This is a genomic window from Phenylobacterium sp. (assembly GCF_025351295.1).
In the GTDB taxonomy this organism is placed as follows: domain Bacteria; phylum Pseudomonadota; class Alphaproteobacteria; order Caulobacterales; family Caulobacteraceae; genus Phenylobacterium.
Genome location: NZ_JANXWD010000029.1, coordinates 1 through 16,492 on the forward strand (window position 1 = coordinate 1; position 16,492 = coordinate 16,492).

Here is a 16,492-nt window from a genome sequence, read left to right on the forward strand (position 1 = left end):
CCGCCCAGGCCTGCGGCAGGCAGGCCACCGGATAGGCCACCGGCGCTTCGCCCGCCGCGCGCGGGAAGCCGCAGAACAGCTCCGGCAGGCGCATCTCCAGCAGAGTGGCGGCCTCGAACAGGCCCGAGGTCAGCTTCACCACGCCGGCGCGTTCGCCATACCGGGAGAGGCCGAGCGCGGTCAGCGCCGTGTCGTGCGGCCAGACCGAGCCGTTGTGATACGACATCGGATTGAACCGCGCCTGGTCGTGGGCCAGCGTACGAAGGCCCCAGCCGGAATAGAATCCGCCCGAGAGCAACTGGTCCGCGACCTTGGCGGCGCGGTCCGGAGCGGCCAGCCCAGTGAACAGCAGGTGGCCGGCGTTCGACGCCCGCACCCGGCAGAGCTCGCCGCGCCCATCCAGGGCGATGCCATAGAACTGCTGGTCCTCCATCCAGAACCGCGCCTCGACCATGGCCTGCAGCGCCTCGGCCCGGGCCGTCCAGCCGGCGGCGGCGGATGCGTCGCCCCGGCGCCCGGTCAGCAGAGCCATGGTCCGGTAGGCGGCATACGCATAGCCCTGCACCTCCACCAGAGCGATGGGCCCATCCGGGAACCGGCCATCGGCGTGGAAGATCGAGTCGCCGCTGTCCTTCCAGCCCTGGTTGGAGAGCCCGCTGTCGGCGCCGCGCGCATAGGCCAGCAGCCCCAGCGGGTGGCGGTCGGCCTGGGCGGTGATCCAGCCGGCCGCCCGCTCCAGGGCCGGCCACCAGGCGTCGACCTGGGCGAAGTCGCCGGTGCGCTCGGCATAGGCGCCGGCCAGGGCCACGAACAGCGGCGTGGTGTCGACCCCGCCGTAGTAGCGGCCGAACGGCACCTCCCCCAGGGCCGCCATCTCGCCGCGGCGGGTCTCGTGCATGATCTTGCCGGGCTCGCTATCGCGGAACGCCGAGGTCTCGGTGGCCTGATGCTCGGCCAGATAGGACAGCACCCCGCGCGCCAGCTCCGGCTCGAACCACAGGATCTGCCAGGCGGTGATGATCCCGTCGCGGCCGAAGCAGGTGGAGAACCAGGGGATGCCCGCATAGGGGTAGGGCCCGGTCTTCATGGGCGTGGTCAGCAGGGCCAGGTCGGCCCGCGACTTCTCGATCCAGGCGTTGAACAGCCGGCCGTTGGTGGACAGCCGCGCGCCCTTGCGGCGGCGATCGCGCATGGCGTAGCGGGCGCGGGCGGCGGCGGCGCGGAAGCGGGCACGGCTGGGCGCCTCCGCCGCGGCGGCGCCCACCTCCACATAGAGCTCGCGGCACTCGTCGGTGCGCAAGGAGAACTGGAAAGAGGCCTGCGCCGCATCGATCGCCAGCGGCGATTCGGAGAACGCCACCACGCTCTGACGGGCCACCCCGTCCAGGCCTTCGTAACGGAATCGGACCGAGCTCTCGTCGGGTTCCGGTGGGAAGAGCCGCCCTCGCGCCCGCCGGCGCGCCCCGCGCACCTCGAACATGTCGCGGAAGTCGGCGGCGAAGCGGAACACCAGCGGCAGGGCGATGAGCTCGGGATTGTAGCTGGTCACCTGGATCCGCTCGTATAGGCGCTCGTCCCAGAGGAAGCGCTTGCGTTCCAGGTGGACCACGCCGGGCGGGCCCGCGGGCCCGGCGGGGGCCGGGATCGCGCGGTTCAGGCCGTGGGAGGTGAAGTAGACGTTGTCCTGGCTGACCGCGCCCGACAGCAGGGTCGGCGAGCGGTCGCCCAGCACCAGCTCCCATCGCGACAGGATGCGGGTGTCGTGGTGGAACAGGCCGTCCGCGGCGCCCACAATATCACCGTGGCTGTCGGCGACCATGAAGGTGTCGCGGTCCTTCAGGGCGTAGAGCCGCTGGGGAACCCGCGGCTCCTCGATCTCTCCCCATTCGACCGGGGTGGTGTGGCTGGGCGCGAGATCGTTCATCGCTTAGCGGGTCAGGCGGCCTCCGTGAGGGCGGGTTCCGCCTGGGGCACACGTTCGTAGATCTCCAGGTAGCGGCGCGCCATGGCGATCGACGAAAAACGCTCCTCATAGCGGGCGCGGATGGCGGCGCGGTCCAGTTCCGGCAGCCGCCGCACCGCCTCGCAGGCCTCGGCCAGAGAGCGGACGAGGAACCCGGTCAGCCCGTGCTCGACCACCTCGCGCACCGAGCCGTTGTCCCAGGCGATCACCGGCGTGCCGCAGGCCATCGCCTCGATCATCACCAGGCCGAACGGCTCCGGCCAGTCGATGGGGAACAGCAGCGCCTCGGCCCCGCCCAGGAACGCCGACTTCTCGCCGTCGCCGATCTCGCCGATGAAATCCACCAGCGGGTTGCGCATCAAGGGCTCGATCTCGTCCTCGAAATAGGCGCGGTCGGCGTTGTCGACCTTGGCCGCCATGCGCAGCGGGCGGTTGGTGGCGGCGGCGATGGCGATGGCCCGGTCGGGCCGCTTTTCCGGCGAGATCCGGCCCAGGAAGGCCAGGTAGCCCTGGCCGCGCGGGCTGAATTCGTAGAGATCGGTGCTCATCCCGTGGTGCACCGTCGCCGCCCAGTTGGCGAACGGCAGCGGCGCGCGCTGGCTGTCGCTGATCGACACCAGCGGGAACTGCGGCCAGCGCTGGTAGACCTGGGCCAGGTCCTTGAGGTCGAGGCGCCCGTGCAGGGTGGTCAGGGTCTTGTTCGCCAGGCCCTCGAACATCGGGAACTGGATCATATCGGTATGAAAGTGGATCACATCGAACTCGTCGGCGCGTCGGCGCACCTCGGCCAGCTGATGCAGGTGGGCGGCCAGGTCGGACTTCAGCGGCGCCGGGTCCAGGCGGATCGCCTGGTCGCGCACGACGGCCAGGGTCGCCGAGGTCTGCGCCTCGGCGCTGGCGAACAGAGTCACCTCGTGGCCCAGGGTCACCAGGGCGTCGGTCAGGTGGGCGACGACGCGCTCGGTCCCGCCATAGAGGCGCGGGGGCACGGCTTCATACAGCGGGGGAACCTGGGCAATACGCATACGGCACTCCGACACGACTGGACCACGCGCTCTCCGCACGCGGTGGATGGCAGGCAAGAGAGACGCAGGCGGACGGCGGAAGTTCCCTTCGGCGTGCGAAATGCCGGATGTCGCGGGCGCCGCGAGCGCGACAGACGCGTTACTAGGCGCATCATGATCGAGAGCTATGCGGACAACGGCGCCCTCGCCGACGCGGCGGCCCAGGCCATCGCCCGGGACTTGAGCCAGGCGCTGGGCCGGCGCGGGGCCGCCTCGCTGGTCGCCACCGGTGGCCGTTCGCCCGGCCCGGTCTATGATCGGCTGCGGGCCGCGCCCCTAGACTGGTCCAAGGTCAGCGTCACCCTCTCCGACGACCGCTGCGTCGACGCCGGGACGCCGGACTCCAATCTGCGACTGGTGCGCGAGCGCCTGTTGCAGGGGCCGGCCGTCGCCGCCCGCTTCCTGCCGCTGTGGCCTGCGGACGCCCGCGAAGCCGCGGCGATCGAGAGCCTGTTCCCCTTCGACGCGGTGATGCTGGGCATGGGCGAGGACGGCCATATCGCCTCGCTGATCCCCGGAGATCCCGGCCTGGAGGATGGCCTGACCACCGCCGACCTGCTGCGAGAGGTCCCGGCAGGGCTCGGCGCCCCGCCGATCGCCCGTATTACGCTCACGCTCGCTGCGCTGCTCAATGCGCGCGCCATCTTCCTCTTGATCGCCGGCGGGGCTAAGCGCGAGGTGATCCGACGCGCTTGGGGGGGCGAGGACCTGCCGGTCGGTCGGCTGCTCTCGCAATCCAAGGCGCCGGTGCGCATCTTCTGGCAGCCCGGAGTCTGAGTTTCATGCATCCCGTCACCGCCGAGATCACCCAGCGCATCGTCGAACGCAGCCGCGAGGCCCGCGCCGACTACCTGACGCGCATGGCGGCCGCGCGACAGACCGGCCCCGGGCGCGGCAAGCTCTCCTGCGCCAACTGGGCCCACGCCTTCGCCGCCTCGCCCGACGGCGACAAACAGCGGATGCGCGACCCGACCGCGCCGAACGTGGCCATCGTCAGCGCCTACAACGACATGCTCTCGGCCCACCAGCCCTACGAGCGGTTCCCCGACATCATCCGCCAGGCCGCCCATGAGGTCGGGGCCACCGCCCAGTACGCCGGCGGCGTGCCCGCCATGTGCGACGGGGTGACCCAGGGCCGACCGGGCATGGAGCTGTCGCTGTTCAGCCGCGACGTGATCGCCATGGCCACGGCCATCGCCCTGACCCACGACGCCTTCGACGCGGCCCTGATGCTGGGCATCTGCGACAAGATCGTGCCCGGCCTGTTCATCGGCGCGGCGGCGTTCGGGCACCTGCCGACCATCTTCGTGCCCGGCGGCCCGATGACCTCGGGGATCTCCAACCACGAGAAGGCCCGGGTGCGCGGCCTCTACGCCGAGGGCAAGGCCACCCGCGACGAACTGCTCGAAAGCGAGATGAAGTCCTACCACGGCCCCGGCACCTGCACCTTCTACGGCACCGCGAATTCCAACCAGATGATGATGGAGATGACCGGGCTGCACCTGCCGGGCGCGGCGTTCGTGACGCCCAACACGCCGCTGCGCGATGCGCTCACGGCCGCCGCGCCGAAGCGGGCGGTGGAGATCCGCGACGGCGGCAACGACTACACGCCGTTCTCGGCGGTGGTGGACGAGAAGTCGATGGTCAACGCCATCGCCGGCCTGCTGGCGACCGGCGGCTCGACCAACCACACCCTGCACATCCTGGCCATGGGCCGGGCGGCCGGCGTGCTGATCACCTGGGAGGACTTCCACGACCTCAGCCACGTGACGCCGCTGATCGCCCGGGTCTATCCGAACGGGACGGAGGACGTGAACGCCTTCCACGCCGCCGGCGGCATGAGCTACGTCACCCGCACCCTGTTGGAGCACGGCCTGGTCCACGACGACGTCGTCACCGTCGCCGGCAAGGGCCTCAGCCGCTATCGCCAGGAGCCGTTCCTGGACGGCGGGAAGCTGGTCTGGCGCGACGGCCCCGTGGCCAGCCTCAACCGCGACATCCTGCGGCCCGCCGACGATCCGTTCGAAGCCGAGGGCGGGATGCGGGTGCTGACCGGGCCGCTGGGCCGCGCGGTCATCAAGACCTCGGCGGTGAAGCCCGAGCACCGGATCGTCGAAGCCCCGGCCCTGGTGTTCGAGGACCAGGACGACCTGCTGGCCGCCCACCGGCGCGGCGAGCTCAACCGCGACTTCATCGCCGTGGTGCGGTTCCAGGGGCCGAAGGCGAACGGCATGCCGGAGCTGCACTCATTGACCCCGCCGCTGGGCGTCCAGCTCGACAAGGGCTTCAAGGTGGCTCTGGTCACCGACGGGCGGATGTCGGGCGCCAGCGGCAAGGTGCCGGCGGCGATCCACGTCACCCCCGAGGCGGCGGCCGGCGGCCCGCTGGCCTATGTGCGCAACGGCGACATCATCCGCCTCGACGCCGAGGCCGGGACCCTGGACATCCAGGTCGACCCCCGCGAGCTGATGGCCCGCGAGCCGGCGCGGCGAACCCAGCCCGGCCACGGTTACGGCCGCGAGCTGTTCGGCTGGATGCGCCATGCGGCCGGCCCGGCCGACACCGGCGCCTGCGCCCTGTTCGAGGCCGCCTGATGGGCCGGCCAGCCTGGATGGGTTTGGTCGGCGACGTCGGGGGAACCAACGCCCGCCTCGCCGTGGTGGACGGGCAGGGCCATATCCGCAACCCGCGCACCTTCCCCTGCAAGGACTACGCGGGCCTGGCCGATGTCATCGCCGAATACCTGGAAAAGACCGTCGGGCGGGCGCAGCCCCCGAAGGCGGTGATCGCCGTCGCCGGGCCGGTGCTGGACGGCGAGATCGAGTTCACGAACCTCGGCTGGCGGGTCTCCGAAGGCGACCTGCTATCGCAGTTCGGGTTCGAGGCGGTCGAGCTGATCAACGACTTCGCCGCCCAGGCCCTGGCCTGCCCGCTGCTGGAAGGGCCCGACCTGCGCGGCCTGGGGCCCGCCCTCGGACGCGGGGCCCACGATTGCCCGCTGGTGGCGCTGGGCGCGGGCACCGGCTTCGGCGTGGCGGCCCTGGCGCGCAGCGATCGCGGCGACATCGCCATCGCCACCGAGGGCGGCCACGCCGCCTTCGCCCCGGCCGACGAGCTGGAGATCGAGGTCTGGCGGCGGCTGCAGGCCAAGCACGGCCGCGTGTCCATCGAGCGGCTGCTGTCGGGCCAGGGCCTCTATCAGGTCTACCTCACCCTCGCGGCCCTGGAGAGCAAGGTCGTGGCCCTGCCCGACGAGATGGCGGTGACCCGGGAGGGGCTGGTGGGCGATCCCCTGGCCGCCGCGGCCCTGGACCGGTTCGGCGGCATGCTGGGCGCGGTGGCCGGTGACCTCGCGCTCACCTACGGCGCCCGCGGCGGGGTGTTCGTGTCCGGCGGCATCGCGCCCCGCATCGCCGAGCGGCTGGCCGCCGGGACCTTCCGCGCCCGCTTCGAGGACAAGGGCCGGCTCTCCGACTACGTCCGCGCCATCCCCACCTTCCTGGTGCTGCACCCCTACCCCGCCATCGTCGGCGCCGCGCGCCAGCTGGAGCAGATGGAGCGGCTCTGAGCGGGACGCCCGAGGCCCGCTCAGTCCCTCGCGCGGCGCAGGCGAAACTCCCCTACGGGGCCTCGCCAGATGAAGGCGGGCGCCGGACCGGCGTCATCAAGCTGGAATGTAAGCTCGGCGCTGTCGCCGCCGCCGTTGGGCGCTGAGAAGTCGGCGCCGCCGTGCCAGGCCACCGGGAGGACCGGGCCAGGCTTGCCACGCGCCTCTGCCTGGTAGGTCAGGTGGCCGTCCGCGTAGCCGATGACCATGACGATGCTGCGGCTCATCCGATAGCGGCCGAGGTAGGGGCGGGCCGCGTCGGGGCTGAGCGGAATCTCCGCCCGCGCGTCGCGGGCCGCCGGCGGCAGTGGGGCGGGCGGCAGGGGGCGGATCGAGACGCCGGCGATAACGTGCAGGCCGATGTCGTCCGCGCCGGTGACCCCCTCGGCGTTGGAGAGCACGATCACGCCTTGCCGGGTCTTGGGATTGAAGGCGGCGAAGGCGCGCTGGCCGAAGGTGCCGCCGGAGTGGTTGACGATGCGGCCGCTCGGCAGGTCGAGGAGCATCCAGCCGAGGGCTTGACGGAAGCCTCCCGGCATTCCAGCGCGGTCCTGGGTCAGCATCGCGTCCATGGCGGGCTTGAGCGGTGTCTTCACGTTGCCCGTCTCGGCGGCCAGCAGCTTCAGCATGTCATTGGCGGAGGAGCGGATCAGTCCGGCGGCAGCCTCGGCGGGGCCGATGGCAATGGGCGTCGTCGGGCGCAGATAGGCGTCGTGACCGGTCGCGAGCCGAGCCTGCAGTGATTCAGGCACGGTCATGGTGGTTGACGTCATGCCAAGCGGGCCGGTGATCCGCTGGCGGACCAGGGTCTCGATGTCGACGCCCGCCCTGCGGCTGAGCGCGACGCCAAGCAGCCCCACGCCGAGGTTGGAATATTCCCACTCGCTCCCTGGCTCGCGCGGCAACGGGTAGGTCGCCAGGAAGCTGTAGAGGTCCGCCTCGCTGGTGTGGGCGAACACGTCCTCGGTCCGCGTCATGCCCGGGCTGGGCAGGTCGTGCGGCAGGGCGGCGGTGTGGGTGGCCAGTTGGCGGAGCGTGATCTGGTGGCCGCCGAAGCTCGGGACCTTGGTCCCCGCGGGCAGGTATTTGGAGACCGGGTCGTCCAGGCCGACCTCGCCGCGGAGCGCCATGTCCTGAAGCAACAACGCCGTAAAGGTCTTCGTGACCGAGCCGATCTCGAAGAGGGTGTCGCCGTCCACCGGCCGGCGGCCGACCCTGTCGAGCGCGCCATAGGCCACGACCCGGCGGCCCGCCGGCGAGATCACACCCACCACGATGCCGACGCCGCGGCGCTCGGTGTCGATGCGGCGCGCGAGAATCTGGCGGATGGCGTGGTCGTCGGGGAGCCGCCAGACGCCGGGCGGGAGCGCCGCGCGCTTGCTGTCGGGCAGCGAGATGACGTCGCCACCGCGCTTGAGGACGAGCGGAAATAGCGCCGGGCCTTGGGTGAACTCGCCCTGGATCGACGCGCCGTCATCGGACAGCTGGCCCGTGACCTGGGCCTTGAGGAGCGGGAAGTCGATCTCGACATCGCGGTCGTCGCGCCGGATGGCGCTGGCCGGCGCGCCCGCAGCCCCCTGGTCGACGCTGTCGAGGGCAACGCGCGTCCCGTCGGCGCCAGTGCGGATATGGAAGACCAGGCGCAGCAGGCCGGCGGGGCCGGCGTTGATTGCCCCCTGCCAGTCGCCGTCCAGCCCTTGGATCGCCGGCGTGGGTGGCGGTGTGCCGCGGGCGAGACGCAAGGCGAGGCCGTGCTCGGCGCCTGGGGATTTCCAGACGCCGGCCCATTGGCTCGCGGCGGCATCCCAGGTCGCCTCGAACCGCGCCCGCGCACCGGGGATATCGAAAGCCAGCCGCTCGCCCGAGGCCTCCACACCCTTCAGCGCGAGGCCACGGTAGCCGAGGGTGATGTCATCCATCGTTCCTTCGTAGCCGCCCGGAGCCTTGCGCAGGTGGAGCGCCATGGTCAGGTCGCCGTAGGTCGGCGCCGTCATCACGCCCATCCAGTCGCCCTCCGGCGGCTCGGCGCGCGCCGCCCCCGCCACGCCGATTAGGCCGGCCGCGATCAGGCCCAGGATCTTGCGCATCATGTGCCTTCGTTTGACGCCTGGTTGAGCAATCCCAAGCTGCGATTTTCGTAAAGCCCGCCCGCTTTTACAACCGAACGGCCGCAGCCTTCGCATCCCGTCGCGACGCGACGCGTACAGCCTGCGGACCAGGGTCCTACGAGCACGCCGGTGCCGCACTGAGGCGCTTCACCGAGAGCCTTTCGTCGATCACCGAGCCGCCGGCGCGTTCGATGCGGTTCTGACTGAGGTTGAGGACGTGGCCGTCCTTCATCGAGACCTCGGCGTCGGCGGTTGTGGTCTGCATGACGCCAGGCGTCGTGCCGGTGGTGACGCGATAGACCCGCACCACGCAGCCGGCGGTCTTCATCGACGTCTCGGTCACCACCTTGGCCGCCGGGCGGTGGCGGGTGTCCAGGGACTCGGCGCGGCCCAGGGTGGCGGGGCCGCGCAGCTCGACGCCGCGCATCAGGGCCAGGTCGCCCAGCACCATGTCCTGGGCGGCGTCGGTGGGCGCCTGGTCCATGCGCTGGTGGACGATGTTGCGGATCTCGTCGCCGGCCGGCAGGGCCGCGTCCACCGCCGCCAGGAACCGGTCGTGGTAGGCGGGCCAGTTGTCCAGCCCGGTCAGCAGGCCGCGCCGGTCGATGCGGAATTCCAGCGGCACGCCCACCGCCGCCTTCAGCGGGACCTTCATCGCCGGGCCGGTGGTGTCGGAGACGGTCGTCTCGCGCAGGGTGAAGCGCAGGCGCAGGCCATCGGCGCTGGCCCCCAGCACCTCCAGGTCGAACACCTGGCTGTTCACCTGGGCGCCGACGCCATCGGCGTTGCGCTCCGCATAGCGGGCCTCGCTGCGATAGCGATAGACGTCGCCCGCCGCGTCCGGCCGGGGCCCCGTCGGGGCGGGGCCGGCGGCCAGGGCCAGGGCGACCAGCAGGCCCGGCATGCCTAGCGGCCCTGGAAGTTGCCGACCCGGCGCTCGGCGACCGCGCGCACGCCTTCCTGGAAGTCGTCGGTGGCCCTGAGCGCGGTCTGCTGGATGTGCTCGTGGTCGGTCTGTTCGCGCACCGCCGCCGCCAGGTCGCCGCGCAGGGTGCGGCGGGTGGCCACCACCGCCAGCGGCGCGTTCTCGGCGATCTCGCCCGCCAGCTTGAGCGCCGCGGCCCGCAGGCCCTCCAGCGGCGCGACCTCGTCCACCAGCCCCCAGCCCAGCCCGTCCTCGGCCTTCACCCGCCGCCCGGTCAGGAACATCAGGTTGGCCCGGTGCTCGCCGATTACGCGGGGCAGGGTGTGGGTCAGCCCGAAGCCCGGATGGAACGCCAGCTTGACGAAATTGGCCGCGAACCGCGCCTCGGGCGCCGCCACACGGAAGTCGGCGACCATGGCCAGCCCCAGGCCCGCGCCCACCGCCGCGCCCTGCACCGCCGCCACGATGGGCTTCTCGATCGAGAACAGCCGCACCGCCTGGTCGTAGAGCGCGTTGATGCCGCCCATGCCCGAACCCACGGCGTCGCCCGGCGACTGGAAGTCGGCGCCGGCGCAGAACGCCTTGCCCTCCGCCTGGATCACGCTGGCCCGCACCCGGGGCTCGGCGTCGCCGGCCATCAGGCAGTTGGCCAGGTCGCTCATCAGGTCCACAGAGACGTGGTTGAACGGCGGCTTGTCGATGGTGACCACCAGCACGTGGCCTTCCAGCTTCGACAGGATGTGCTCGCCCCAGGCCATCGGTTTCATCGTCTCGTCCCCAGCATGTTTCTTGCCACCACCCATTTATGCACTTCGGTGGGCCCGTCATAAATCCGCATGGTGCGGAGCTTGGCCTGCATCAGCTGCAGGGGCAGCTCCTTGGTCATGCCCATGGCCCCGAAGGTCTGCATGGCGCGGTCCACCGTCTCATAGGCCATCTCGGTGGCGAACCACTTGATCATGCTGATCTCGGAGCGCACGTCGCGGCCCTGGTCGATCTTCCAGGCGCAGTCGTAGGTCATAAGCCGCGTGGCGTGGATCTTGGTCGCCGCCTCCGCCACCCAGAACTGGATCGCCTGACGCTCGGAAAGCGGCATCCCGAAGGTCTTCCGCTGCGGGGCGTACTCGATGATCATGTCCAGCGCGCGCTGCGCCATGCCGATCGACCAGGCGGCCATCTGGATGCGCCGGGTGCCTAGCCGGATCTGCATCGGCGCGAAGCCGGCGCCTTCCTGGCCCAGCAGCTTCCACCCCTCGACCCGGCAGTCCTCCAGGGCGATCTCGTAGGTATAGGCCCCGGCGATCATCGGGATGCGTCGCAGCACGTTGAAGCCCGGCGTGCCCTTGTCGACCAGGAAGGCCGACATGCCGCCCCGCGCGCCCTTCTCCTTGTTGGTCACCGCCATCAGGATGGTGAAGTCGGCGTCGGCGGCGCGGCTGATCCAGATTTTCCTGCCGTTGATCACCCAGTCGTCGCCGTCGCGCACCGCGCTGGTGGTCATGCCGGCAGGATCGGACCCGGCGCCCGGCTCGGAGATGCCGATGGCCGACACGGTCTTGCCGGCCACGTAAGGGGCCAGGTAGGCCTCGCGCTGGCGCTCGTTCACCGTCGCGATAAGCATCCGCAGGTTCGGGCTGTCCGGCGGCAGGGTGTAGGGGGTGATGCAGCGACCCATCTCCTCCTCGACGCCGACCATGGCCATCATCGGCAGGTCGGAGCCGCCCACGTCCTCCGGGGCGTCCAGTCCGAACAGGCCCAGTTCATGGGCCTTGGCCTCCAGCCGGGCATAGTCAGCGGCGTCGAGGCCCAGGCCGCGGCCCTCGGCCTCGCGCAGCATGACCCCGGCTTCCAGCGGCATCAGTTCGTCGCGGACGAACTTCTGGACGAGGTCCTTGAGCATGCGGTGCTCTTCGGAAAGTTCGAAGTCCACTGGTCACCCCCGCCGTCATTGCCGATCGTCTCGCCGGCTATCATAACGACCGAAAGCAGTGTGGGGAGGCGTAACGTGAGGGAAGCCAAGCAACTGGCGGGCGCGGCCACCGGACCGCTCAGCGGGGTCCGCATCCTGGACATGACCAGCGTGGTCAACGGCGCCTATGGCACCCAGATCCTGGCCGACCAGGGCGCCGACGTGATCAAGCTGGAAGACCCCGGCTCCGGCCGCGGCGACGGCGGCGACATCATGCGATGGGCTGGCCATCTTCCGGAGGGCGCCCCCAGGGGCATGGGTCCCATCTTCCTGACCATCAACCGCAATAAGCGCTCCATCCTACTGGACCTGAAGTCGGACAGCGGCAAGCGCGCCCTGAAGCGGCTGATCAGGTCCTGCGACGTGCTGGCCAGCTCGGTCCGCTATGACGCCATGAAGCGCCTGGGCCTCAGCTATGAGGACGTCTGCGCGATCAAGTCGGACATCATCTTCGTCCACGCCGCGGGCTATGGCTCGGACGGGCCCTACGCCGGCGAGCCCGCCTATGACGACCTGATCCAGTCGGCCTCGGGCATGGCCGACGTCCTGCCGCGCACCGACGGCAATCCGGTCCCCCGCATCCTGCCGACCCTGGTGGCCGACAAGGTGTCGGGCCTGTTCCTCTCCCAGGCCGTGACCGCGGCCCTGTTCCACAAGGCGCGCACCGGCGAGGGCCAGTTCGTCGAGGTGCCGATGCTGGAGTGCGTCACCAGCTTCCTGCTGGTCGAGCACCTGTTCGACCACACCTTCCAGCCGCCCACCGGCCAGTGGGGCTACAGCCGGGTGGTCAACCCCAACCGCAAGCCGTTCAGGACCAGGGACGGCTACATCGGCCTGCTGCCCTACACCGATAAGCAGTGGGACCAGTTCTTCGACGCCGCCGGGTTCGGCGAGGCCGTGAAGTCCGACCCGCGCTTCGCAGACTACGCCACCCGCGCCAAGCACACCCGCGAGCTCTACGGCCTGATCGAGCAGGCGGCCGCCACCAAGACCACCCAGGAATGGCTGGACGTGCTGAAGCCGCTGTCGATCCCGGTGGTGAAGACCAACACCCTGGACGACCTGGACGACGACCCGCACCTGAAGGCGGTCGGCTTCTTCGAGAGCCACGATCACCCGGAGCTGGGCCGCTACCGCCTGATCAAGCCGCCGGTGAAATTCTCCAAGACCCCCTCCAACATCCGCCGCCACCCGCCCAAGCTGGGCGAACACACCGACGAGATCCTTGGCGAGATCGGGGCCGAGGTCAGCGAGGGCGAGGAGGCCTGACGCGGCATGCGGGTGACGGTCAGCGGGACGTCGGGGTCGGGCAAGACCACCTTCGCCGGAAGGCTGGCGAGGGCCCTCGGCGCGCGCCACATCGACCTCGACGCGATCAACTGGCAGCCCAACTGGACCGACCTGCACCGGGCCGACCCGGAGGAATTCAAGCGCCGAGTGGCCGCCGTCGTCGCCGAGGATGCCTGGGTGAGCTGCGGCAACTATTCGAAGGTGCGTCCGCAGATCCTGGCGCGAGCCACCCATGCGGTCTGGCTCGACTATCCGAAGTGGATCGTGATGACCCGGGTCGTCCGCCGCTCGTTCGGCCGCGCCTGGAGCGGCCGGGAGCTGTGGCCGGGCACCGGCAACACCGAGACCTTCCTGCGCTGGCTCGACAAGGAGCACCCCATCCGCTGGGCCTGGGACACCTATGACGGTCGCCGCGCCCGGATCGACGCCGAGATCGCCGACCCGGCGCTGGGGCACCTGGAGAGGCACCGCCTGCGCCACCCGCGCGAGGCCGCGCCGCTGATCGCCAAGCTGGGGTCCTCCCCCATTGGGGGAGGTGGCGCGTAGCGCCGGAGGGGTCCGCTCAGAACCCCGTGGAGGACCCCCTCAGTCGGGATTCGCCGACAGCTCCCCCGAAGGGGAGCAATCTCAGGCCGGCGCGAACACCGGGACGGGCGGGCCGCCTTCGGTGGGCTGGAACTTCACCTTCACCTTCATGCCGATCTTCAGCCCGTCCGGCGCCACGTCGACGAAGTTGGTCATCATCGCCGGGCCCTCGTTCAGCGTCACATAGCCGATCGCGTACGGCCCGGTCGGCGCGCGGTGCATGACGGAATAGGTGTAGATCACCCCTTCGCCGGGGCTCTCCTCCCAGACCGTCTGGTCGGAGTGGCAGTAGGGGCACATGGCGCGCGGATACCAGTGGGCCTCGCCGCAGGCCGTGCAGCGCTTGATCAGGAACCGGCCCTCGGCGGCGGCGTCGAAGAACGGTTTGGTCTCCACCGTCACGGCGGGGGCCGGGATCGCTCGGGTCATCACGTCGGACATCTCAGGCCTCCCGTTCCATGATCACGGTCGCCGCGGCGTGGCGCACGCCCAGCGAGCCGCCGGTGCCGTGGGCCAGGGCCAGATCGCAGTTGGGCACCTGCACCTTGGGATGCGCCTCGCCGCGCAGCTGGCGGACGGTCTCGATGATCTTGGTGATACCGCCGCGGTTGGTGGGGTGGTTGTTGCAGAGGCCGCCGCCGTCGGTGTTGAACGGCAGCTTGCCGACGCCCGAGATCAGGTTGCCGTCCGACACGAACCTGCCGCCCTCGCCCTTCGCGCAGAACCCCAGGTCTTCCAGGGTCATCAGCACAGTGATGGTGAAGCTGTCGTAGATCGAGGCGTACTTCATGTCCTGCGGCGTCACCCCGGCCTCGGCGAATGCCGGGGGTCCCGACCACACCGCGCCGCAGTAGGTGAGGTCGAGGTTGCGGCCGCCCAGCGGCATCTTCGGCGCCTCGGCCGCGCCCAGCACCTTCACCTTCGGCCGGTTCAGGCTCCGGGCAACCTCCGGCGAGGTGACGATCACCGCACCGCCGCCGTCGGTCACCACGCAGCAGTCCAGCAGGTGCAGCGGGTCGGCGATCATGCGGGAGTTCACCACCTGCTCGACGGTGACCACGTCCTTCAGGAAGGCGTGCTCGTTCCACTGGGCATGGTTGCTGGCGGCGACCTTGATCCAGGCCAGCTGTTCGGACGTGGTGCCATAGTCGTGCATGTGGCGCATGGCGCACATGCCGTAGGTGTTGTGGGTCGAGCCGCCGTAGATGTTCTCGAACCCGGCCTCCGGCGCCCCGTCGGTCAGGCCGACGGGCGGGCGGCCGCCCCCGCCGGGCGCTCCGGGTCGGCCGCCGCCGTGGCGCGGCCGACCGGCGAGCGTGATCAGCGCCACATTGACCTTGCCCGCGGCGATCGCCTGGCAGGCGTGGTTCAGGTGCACCAGGTAGGACGAGCCGCCGGTCTCGGTGGTGTCCATGTGGCGGACGTTTTTCAGGCCCATGTAGTCGACCATCGACATCGCCCCGAACCCCGGCGCGTCGCCGGCGCAGAAATAGGCGTCGACGTCGTCGAACGAGAGCCCGGCGTCCGCCAGCGCGCCCTTGGCGCTCTCGGTGTGCAGCTGGGCGGTGGTCTTGTCCGGCGCATCCCGGGTGGGATGCTCGAACGCGCCCATCACATAGGCCTTGCCCTTGATACTCATCGGTCTCCCCGCGTTGCGTGCGGCTTAGCAGCACTCTCTGTAGCCGTCATCCCACGGTCGGCCGCAGGCTGATCCGGGGGATGATGATGAAGGACCTAGGCCGGCTCGGCCTTGCGGATCCGCGCGTCCCTGAGCGCCGTGCATCGGGCAGGTCGCTCTCGTCGTCCGACAGCGCCAGAAGCTGCTCCACGGTCATCACCGGCCGGTCGACGTCATGCTCGAACAGCGCCACCACCAGCGGCGACTTCGCCAGCTCGACGATCGCCTGCAGCTCGCCCTTCGGCCGGCGGAACGACACCGGCTGCGGCGTCGCACCCAGCTTCCAGATCCCGTAGCAGGCCTCGACGAAGCCGATGGCGTTGGGCAGGCCCACGGTGACCAGGTCGCCGGCCTTCACCCCCCTGGCGGCCAGGCCGCGGGCGACCCGGTTCGAACGGCGGTGCAGCTGGGCGTAGCCGACCGTGTCGGCCCCGCAGCTCACCGCCGGGGCGTCGGGCTGGCGGGCCGCGTGCTGGGCCAGCTTGGCCCCGAACAGATCATCACGGGCGAGCTCGGGTCTTCGGACATCGGCCATCTCCCAACAGGCGCCGGCGGGTTCGCCCCTGCTCGTCTTGCCCCACTGTCCCCGCTCGCGCGGGCAGGCAAGGGTGGGGCTTGGCCCGGCGACCTCGACCTCGACCCCGAATGGGAGGTCGTGGCCGCCGGCCAGGCCATTGCCGTCTTCCGCTGCACCCAGATGGCGCCGTATCCGTGCTGAAACTCCGCGGCGAACTGCCCCTTGCACCGAGAGGGTCGGATGAGTAGGTTCCGCCGCTCGCTCGGTAGGCCCTTTTCGGAGGATCTGCGCCGGCTCTGGAGAGGTGGCTGAGTGGTTGAAAGTACCGCACTCGAAATGCGGCGTACTCGAAAGGGTATCGTGGGTTCGAATCCCACCCTCTCCGCCAGCCATAACTAGTTGTCTTCATTCAACTTTTCGGAAGTCGGGAAACCCCCGACATTCCGGGCGGTTGGCGTGGATTCGCGATGGTAACTCCGCGTTCTCTGGCCCCATTTGAGGCCGTTGGCGGTGCTTTCTAGGGTCCCATTCTCTGCCCGTCAGGCCCGGAGTGCCCCTGTTCGAATTCTCCGACCGTAGAGAGAAGTTCGAATCCAGCCCGCTTAGTACCCATCCGGTGAAGGCCGCGGCGGCGCTCGACGTTAATGCGGATGCAAGATTCCGTCGGTTTCGATGGTCTTCAGGGCCTGTGCGAGGGATTGGCCGCGGTGGAGGCGGTACCAGGCGCCGGTATGGCGATGCCACTGGATGTCGAAGCGATCGTGGGTGATCCAATCGAGGCGGACG

General features: G+C 70.4%; 14 protein-coding genes and 1 tRNA gene. 6 read left to right on the forward strand and 9 right to left on the reverse strand.

From position 1 onward, the window contains the following. Together Q0R13_RS04540 and Q0R13_RS04545 are read right to left on the reverse strand one after the other, a co-directional pair. Window positions 1-1,924: glycogen debranching N-terminal domain-containing protein (locus tag Q0R13_RS04540; RefSeq protein ID WP_293900141.1), on the reverse strand; the 1,924-nt coding region annotated here is incomplete at its 3' end. Between the two features lie 11 nt (window positions 1,925-1,935). Continuing rightward, window positions 1,936-2,988, reverse strand: coding sequence for a glycosyltransferase family 4 protein (locus Q0R13_RS04545; protein WP_293900144.1), 1,053 nt, complete (start codon window positions 2,986-2,988; stop codon window positions 1,936-1,938). A gap of 153 nt (window positions 2,989-3,141) precedes the next feature. On the opposite strand from Q0R13_RS04545, the gene pgl reads away from it, so the two are divergent. The 3 genes from pgl to glk are packed head-to-tail and all read left to right on the forward strand — an operon-like array spanning window position 3,142 to window position 6,595. After that, window positions 3,142-3,804 (forward strand): 6-phosphogluconolactonase, encoded by a 663-nt coding sequence (gene pgl / locus Q0R13_RS04550; RefSeq protein ID WP_293900147.1) that lies wholly within the window; start codon window positions 3,142-3,144, stop codon window positions 3,802-3,804. Window positions 3,805-3,809: 5 nt separating this feature from the next. After that, complete coding sequence (edd, locus tag Q0R13_RS04555; protein WP_293900150.1) at window positions 3,810-5,621, forward strand: phosphogluconate dehydratase; 1,812 nt, start codon at window positions 3,810-3,812, stop codon at window positions 5,619-5,621. After that, window positions 5,621-6,595 carry a glucokinase gene (gene glk, locus Q0R13_RS04560; protein WP_293900153.1) on the forward strand — a complete coding sequence of 325 codons (975 nt, stop codon included), beginning with the start codon at window positions 5,621-5,623 and terminating at the stop codon, window positions 6,593-6,595. Before edd ends, glk begins: the two co-directional genes overlap by 1 nt. Window positions 6,596-6,615: 20 nt before the next feature. Here glk and Q0R13_RS04565 read toward each other — a convergent pair whose 3' ends face one another. The 4 genes from Q0R13_RS04565 to Q0R13_RS04580 all read right to left on the reverse strand — a co-directional run bounded on the left by Q0R13_RS04565 (window position 6,616) and on the right by Q0R13_RS04580 (window position 11,597). Next, window positions 6,616-8,724, reverse strand: coding sequence for a serine hydrolase (locus tag Q0R13_RS04565; protein WP_293900156.1), 2,109 nt, complete (start codon window positions 8,722-8,724; stop codon window positions 6,616-6,618). A 133-nt stretch (window positions 8,725-8,857) separates the two neighbouring features. Then, the gene (locus Q0R13_RS04570) at window positions 8,858-9,646 is read right to left on the reverse strand and encodes a hypothetical protein (protein WP_293900159.1); all 789 of its coding nucleotides are present in this window, start codon (window positions 9,644-9,646) and stop codon (window positions 8,858-8,860) included. A 2-nt stretch (window positions 9,647-9,648) separates the two neighbouring features. Beyond that, the gene (locus tag Q0R13_RS04575) at window positions 9,649-10,434 is read right to left on the reverse strand and encodes an enoyl-CoA hydratase/isomerase family protein (RefSeq protein ID WP_293900162.1); all 786 of its coding nucleotides are present in this window, start codon (window positions 10,432-10,434) and stop codon (window positions 9,649-9,651) included. After that, window positions 10,431-11,597, reverse strand: a complete 1,167-nt coding sequence (locus Q0R13_RS04580) for an acyl-CoA dehydrogenase family protein (protein WP_293900165.1) — start codon at window positions 11,595-11,597, stop codon at window positions 10,431-10,433. The genes Q0R13_RS04575 and Q0R13_RS04580 overlap by 4 nt, the downstream gene beginning before the upstream one ends. A 75-nt stretch (window positions 11,598-11,672) precedes the next feature. Between Q0R13_RS04580 and Q0R13_RS04585 the strand changes: the two genes are divergently transcribed. After that, window positions 11,673-12,905, forward strand: a complete 1,233-nt coding sequence (locus tag Q0R13_RS04585) for a CoA transferase (protein WP_293900168.1) — start codon at window positions 11,673-11,675, stop codon at window positions 12,903-12,905. Between the two features lie 6 nt (window positions 12,906-12,911). Then, entirely contained in the window at window positions 12,912-13,472 is a 561-nt protein-coding gene (locus Q0R13_RS04590) for a hypothetical protein (protein ID WP_293900172.1), read from the forward strand. Between the two features lie 81 nt (window positions 13,473-13,553). Here the strand turns inward: Q0R13_RS04590 and Q0R13_RS04595 are convergent, their stop codons facing one another. From Q0R13_RS04595 to Q0R13_RS04605, 3 genes are read right to left on the reverse strand one after another with little or no spacing between them, the layout of a single operon-like run. Further along, window positions 13,554-13,952: a Zn-ribbon domain-containing OB-fold protein gene (locus Q0R13_RS04595; RefSeq protein ID WP_293900175.1), complete on the reverse strand. Its 399-nt coding sequence runs from the start codon at window positions 13,950-13,952 to the stop codon at window positions 13,554-13,556. Window position 13,953: 1 nt separating this feature from the next. Next, on the reverse strand, window positions 13,954-15,150 hold the full coding sequence (locus Q0R13_RS04600; protein WP_293900178.1) for a thiolase domain-containing protein: 1,197 nt from the start codon (window positions 15,148-15,150) through the stop codon (window positions 13,954-13,956). Between the two features lie 46 nt (window positions 15,151-15,196). Then, a complete protein-coding gene (locus Q0R13_RS04605) occupies window positions 15,197-15,724 on the reverse strand; it encodes an AMP-binding protein (RefSeq protein WP_293900181.1) in 528 nt (175 codons plus the stop codon). A 280-nt stretch (window positions 15,725-16,004) separates the two neighbouring features. Here Q0R13_RS04605 and Q0R13_RS04610 point away from each other — a divergent pair. Further along, a tRNA-Ser gene (locus Q0R13_RS04610) sits at window positions 16,005-16,094 on the forward strand. The last annotated feature ends 398 nt before the right edge of the window (window positions 16,095-16,492 follow it).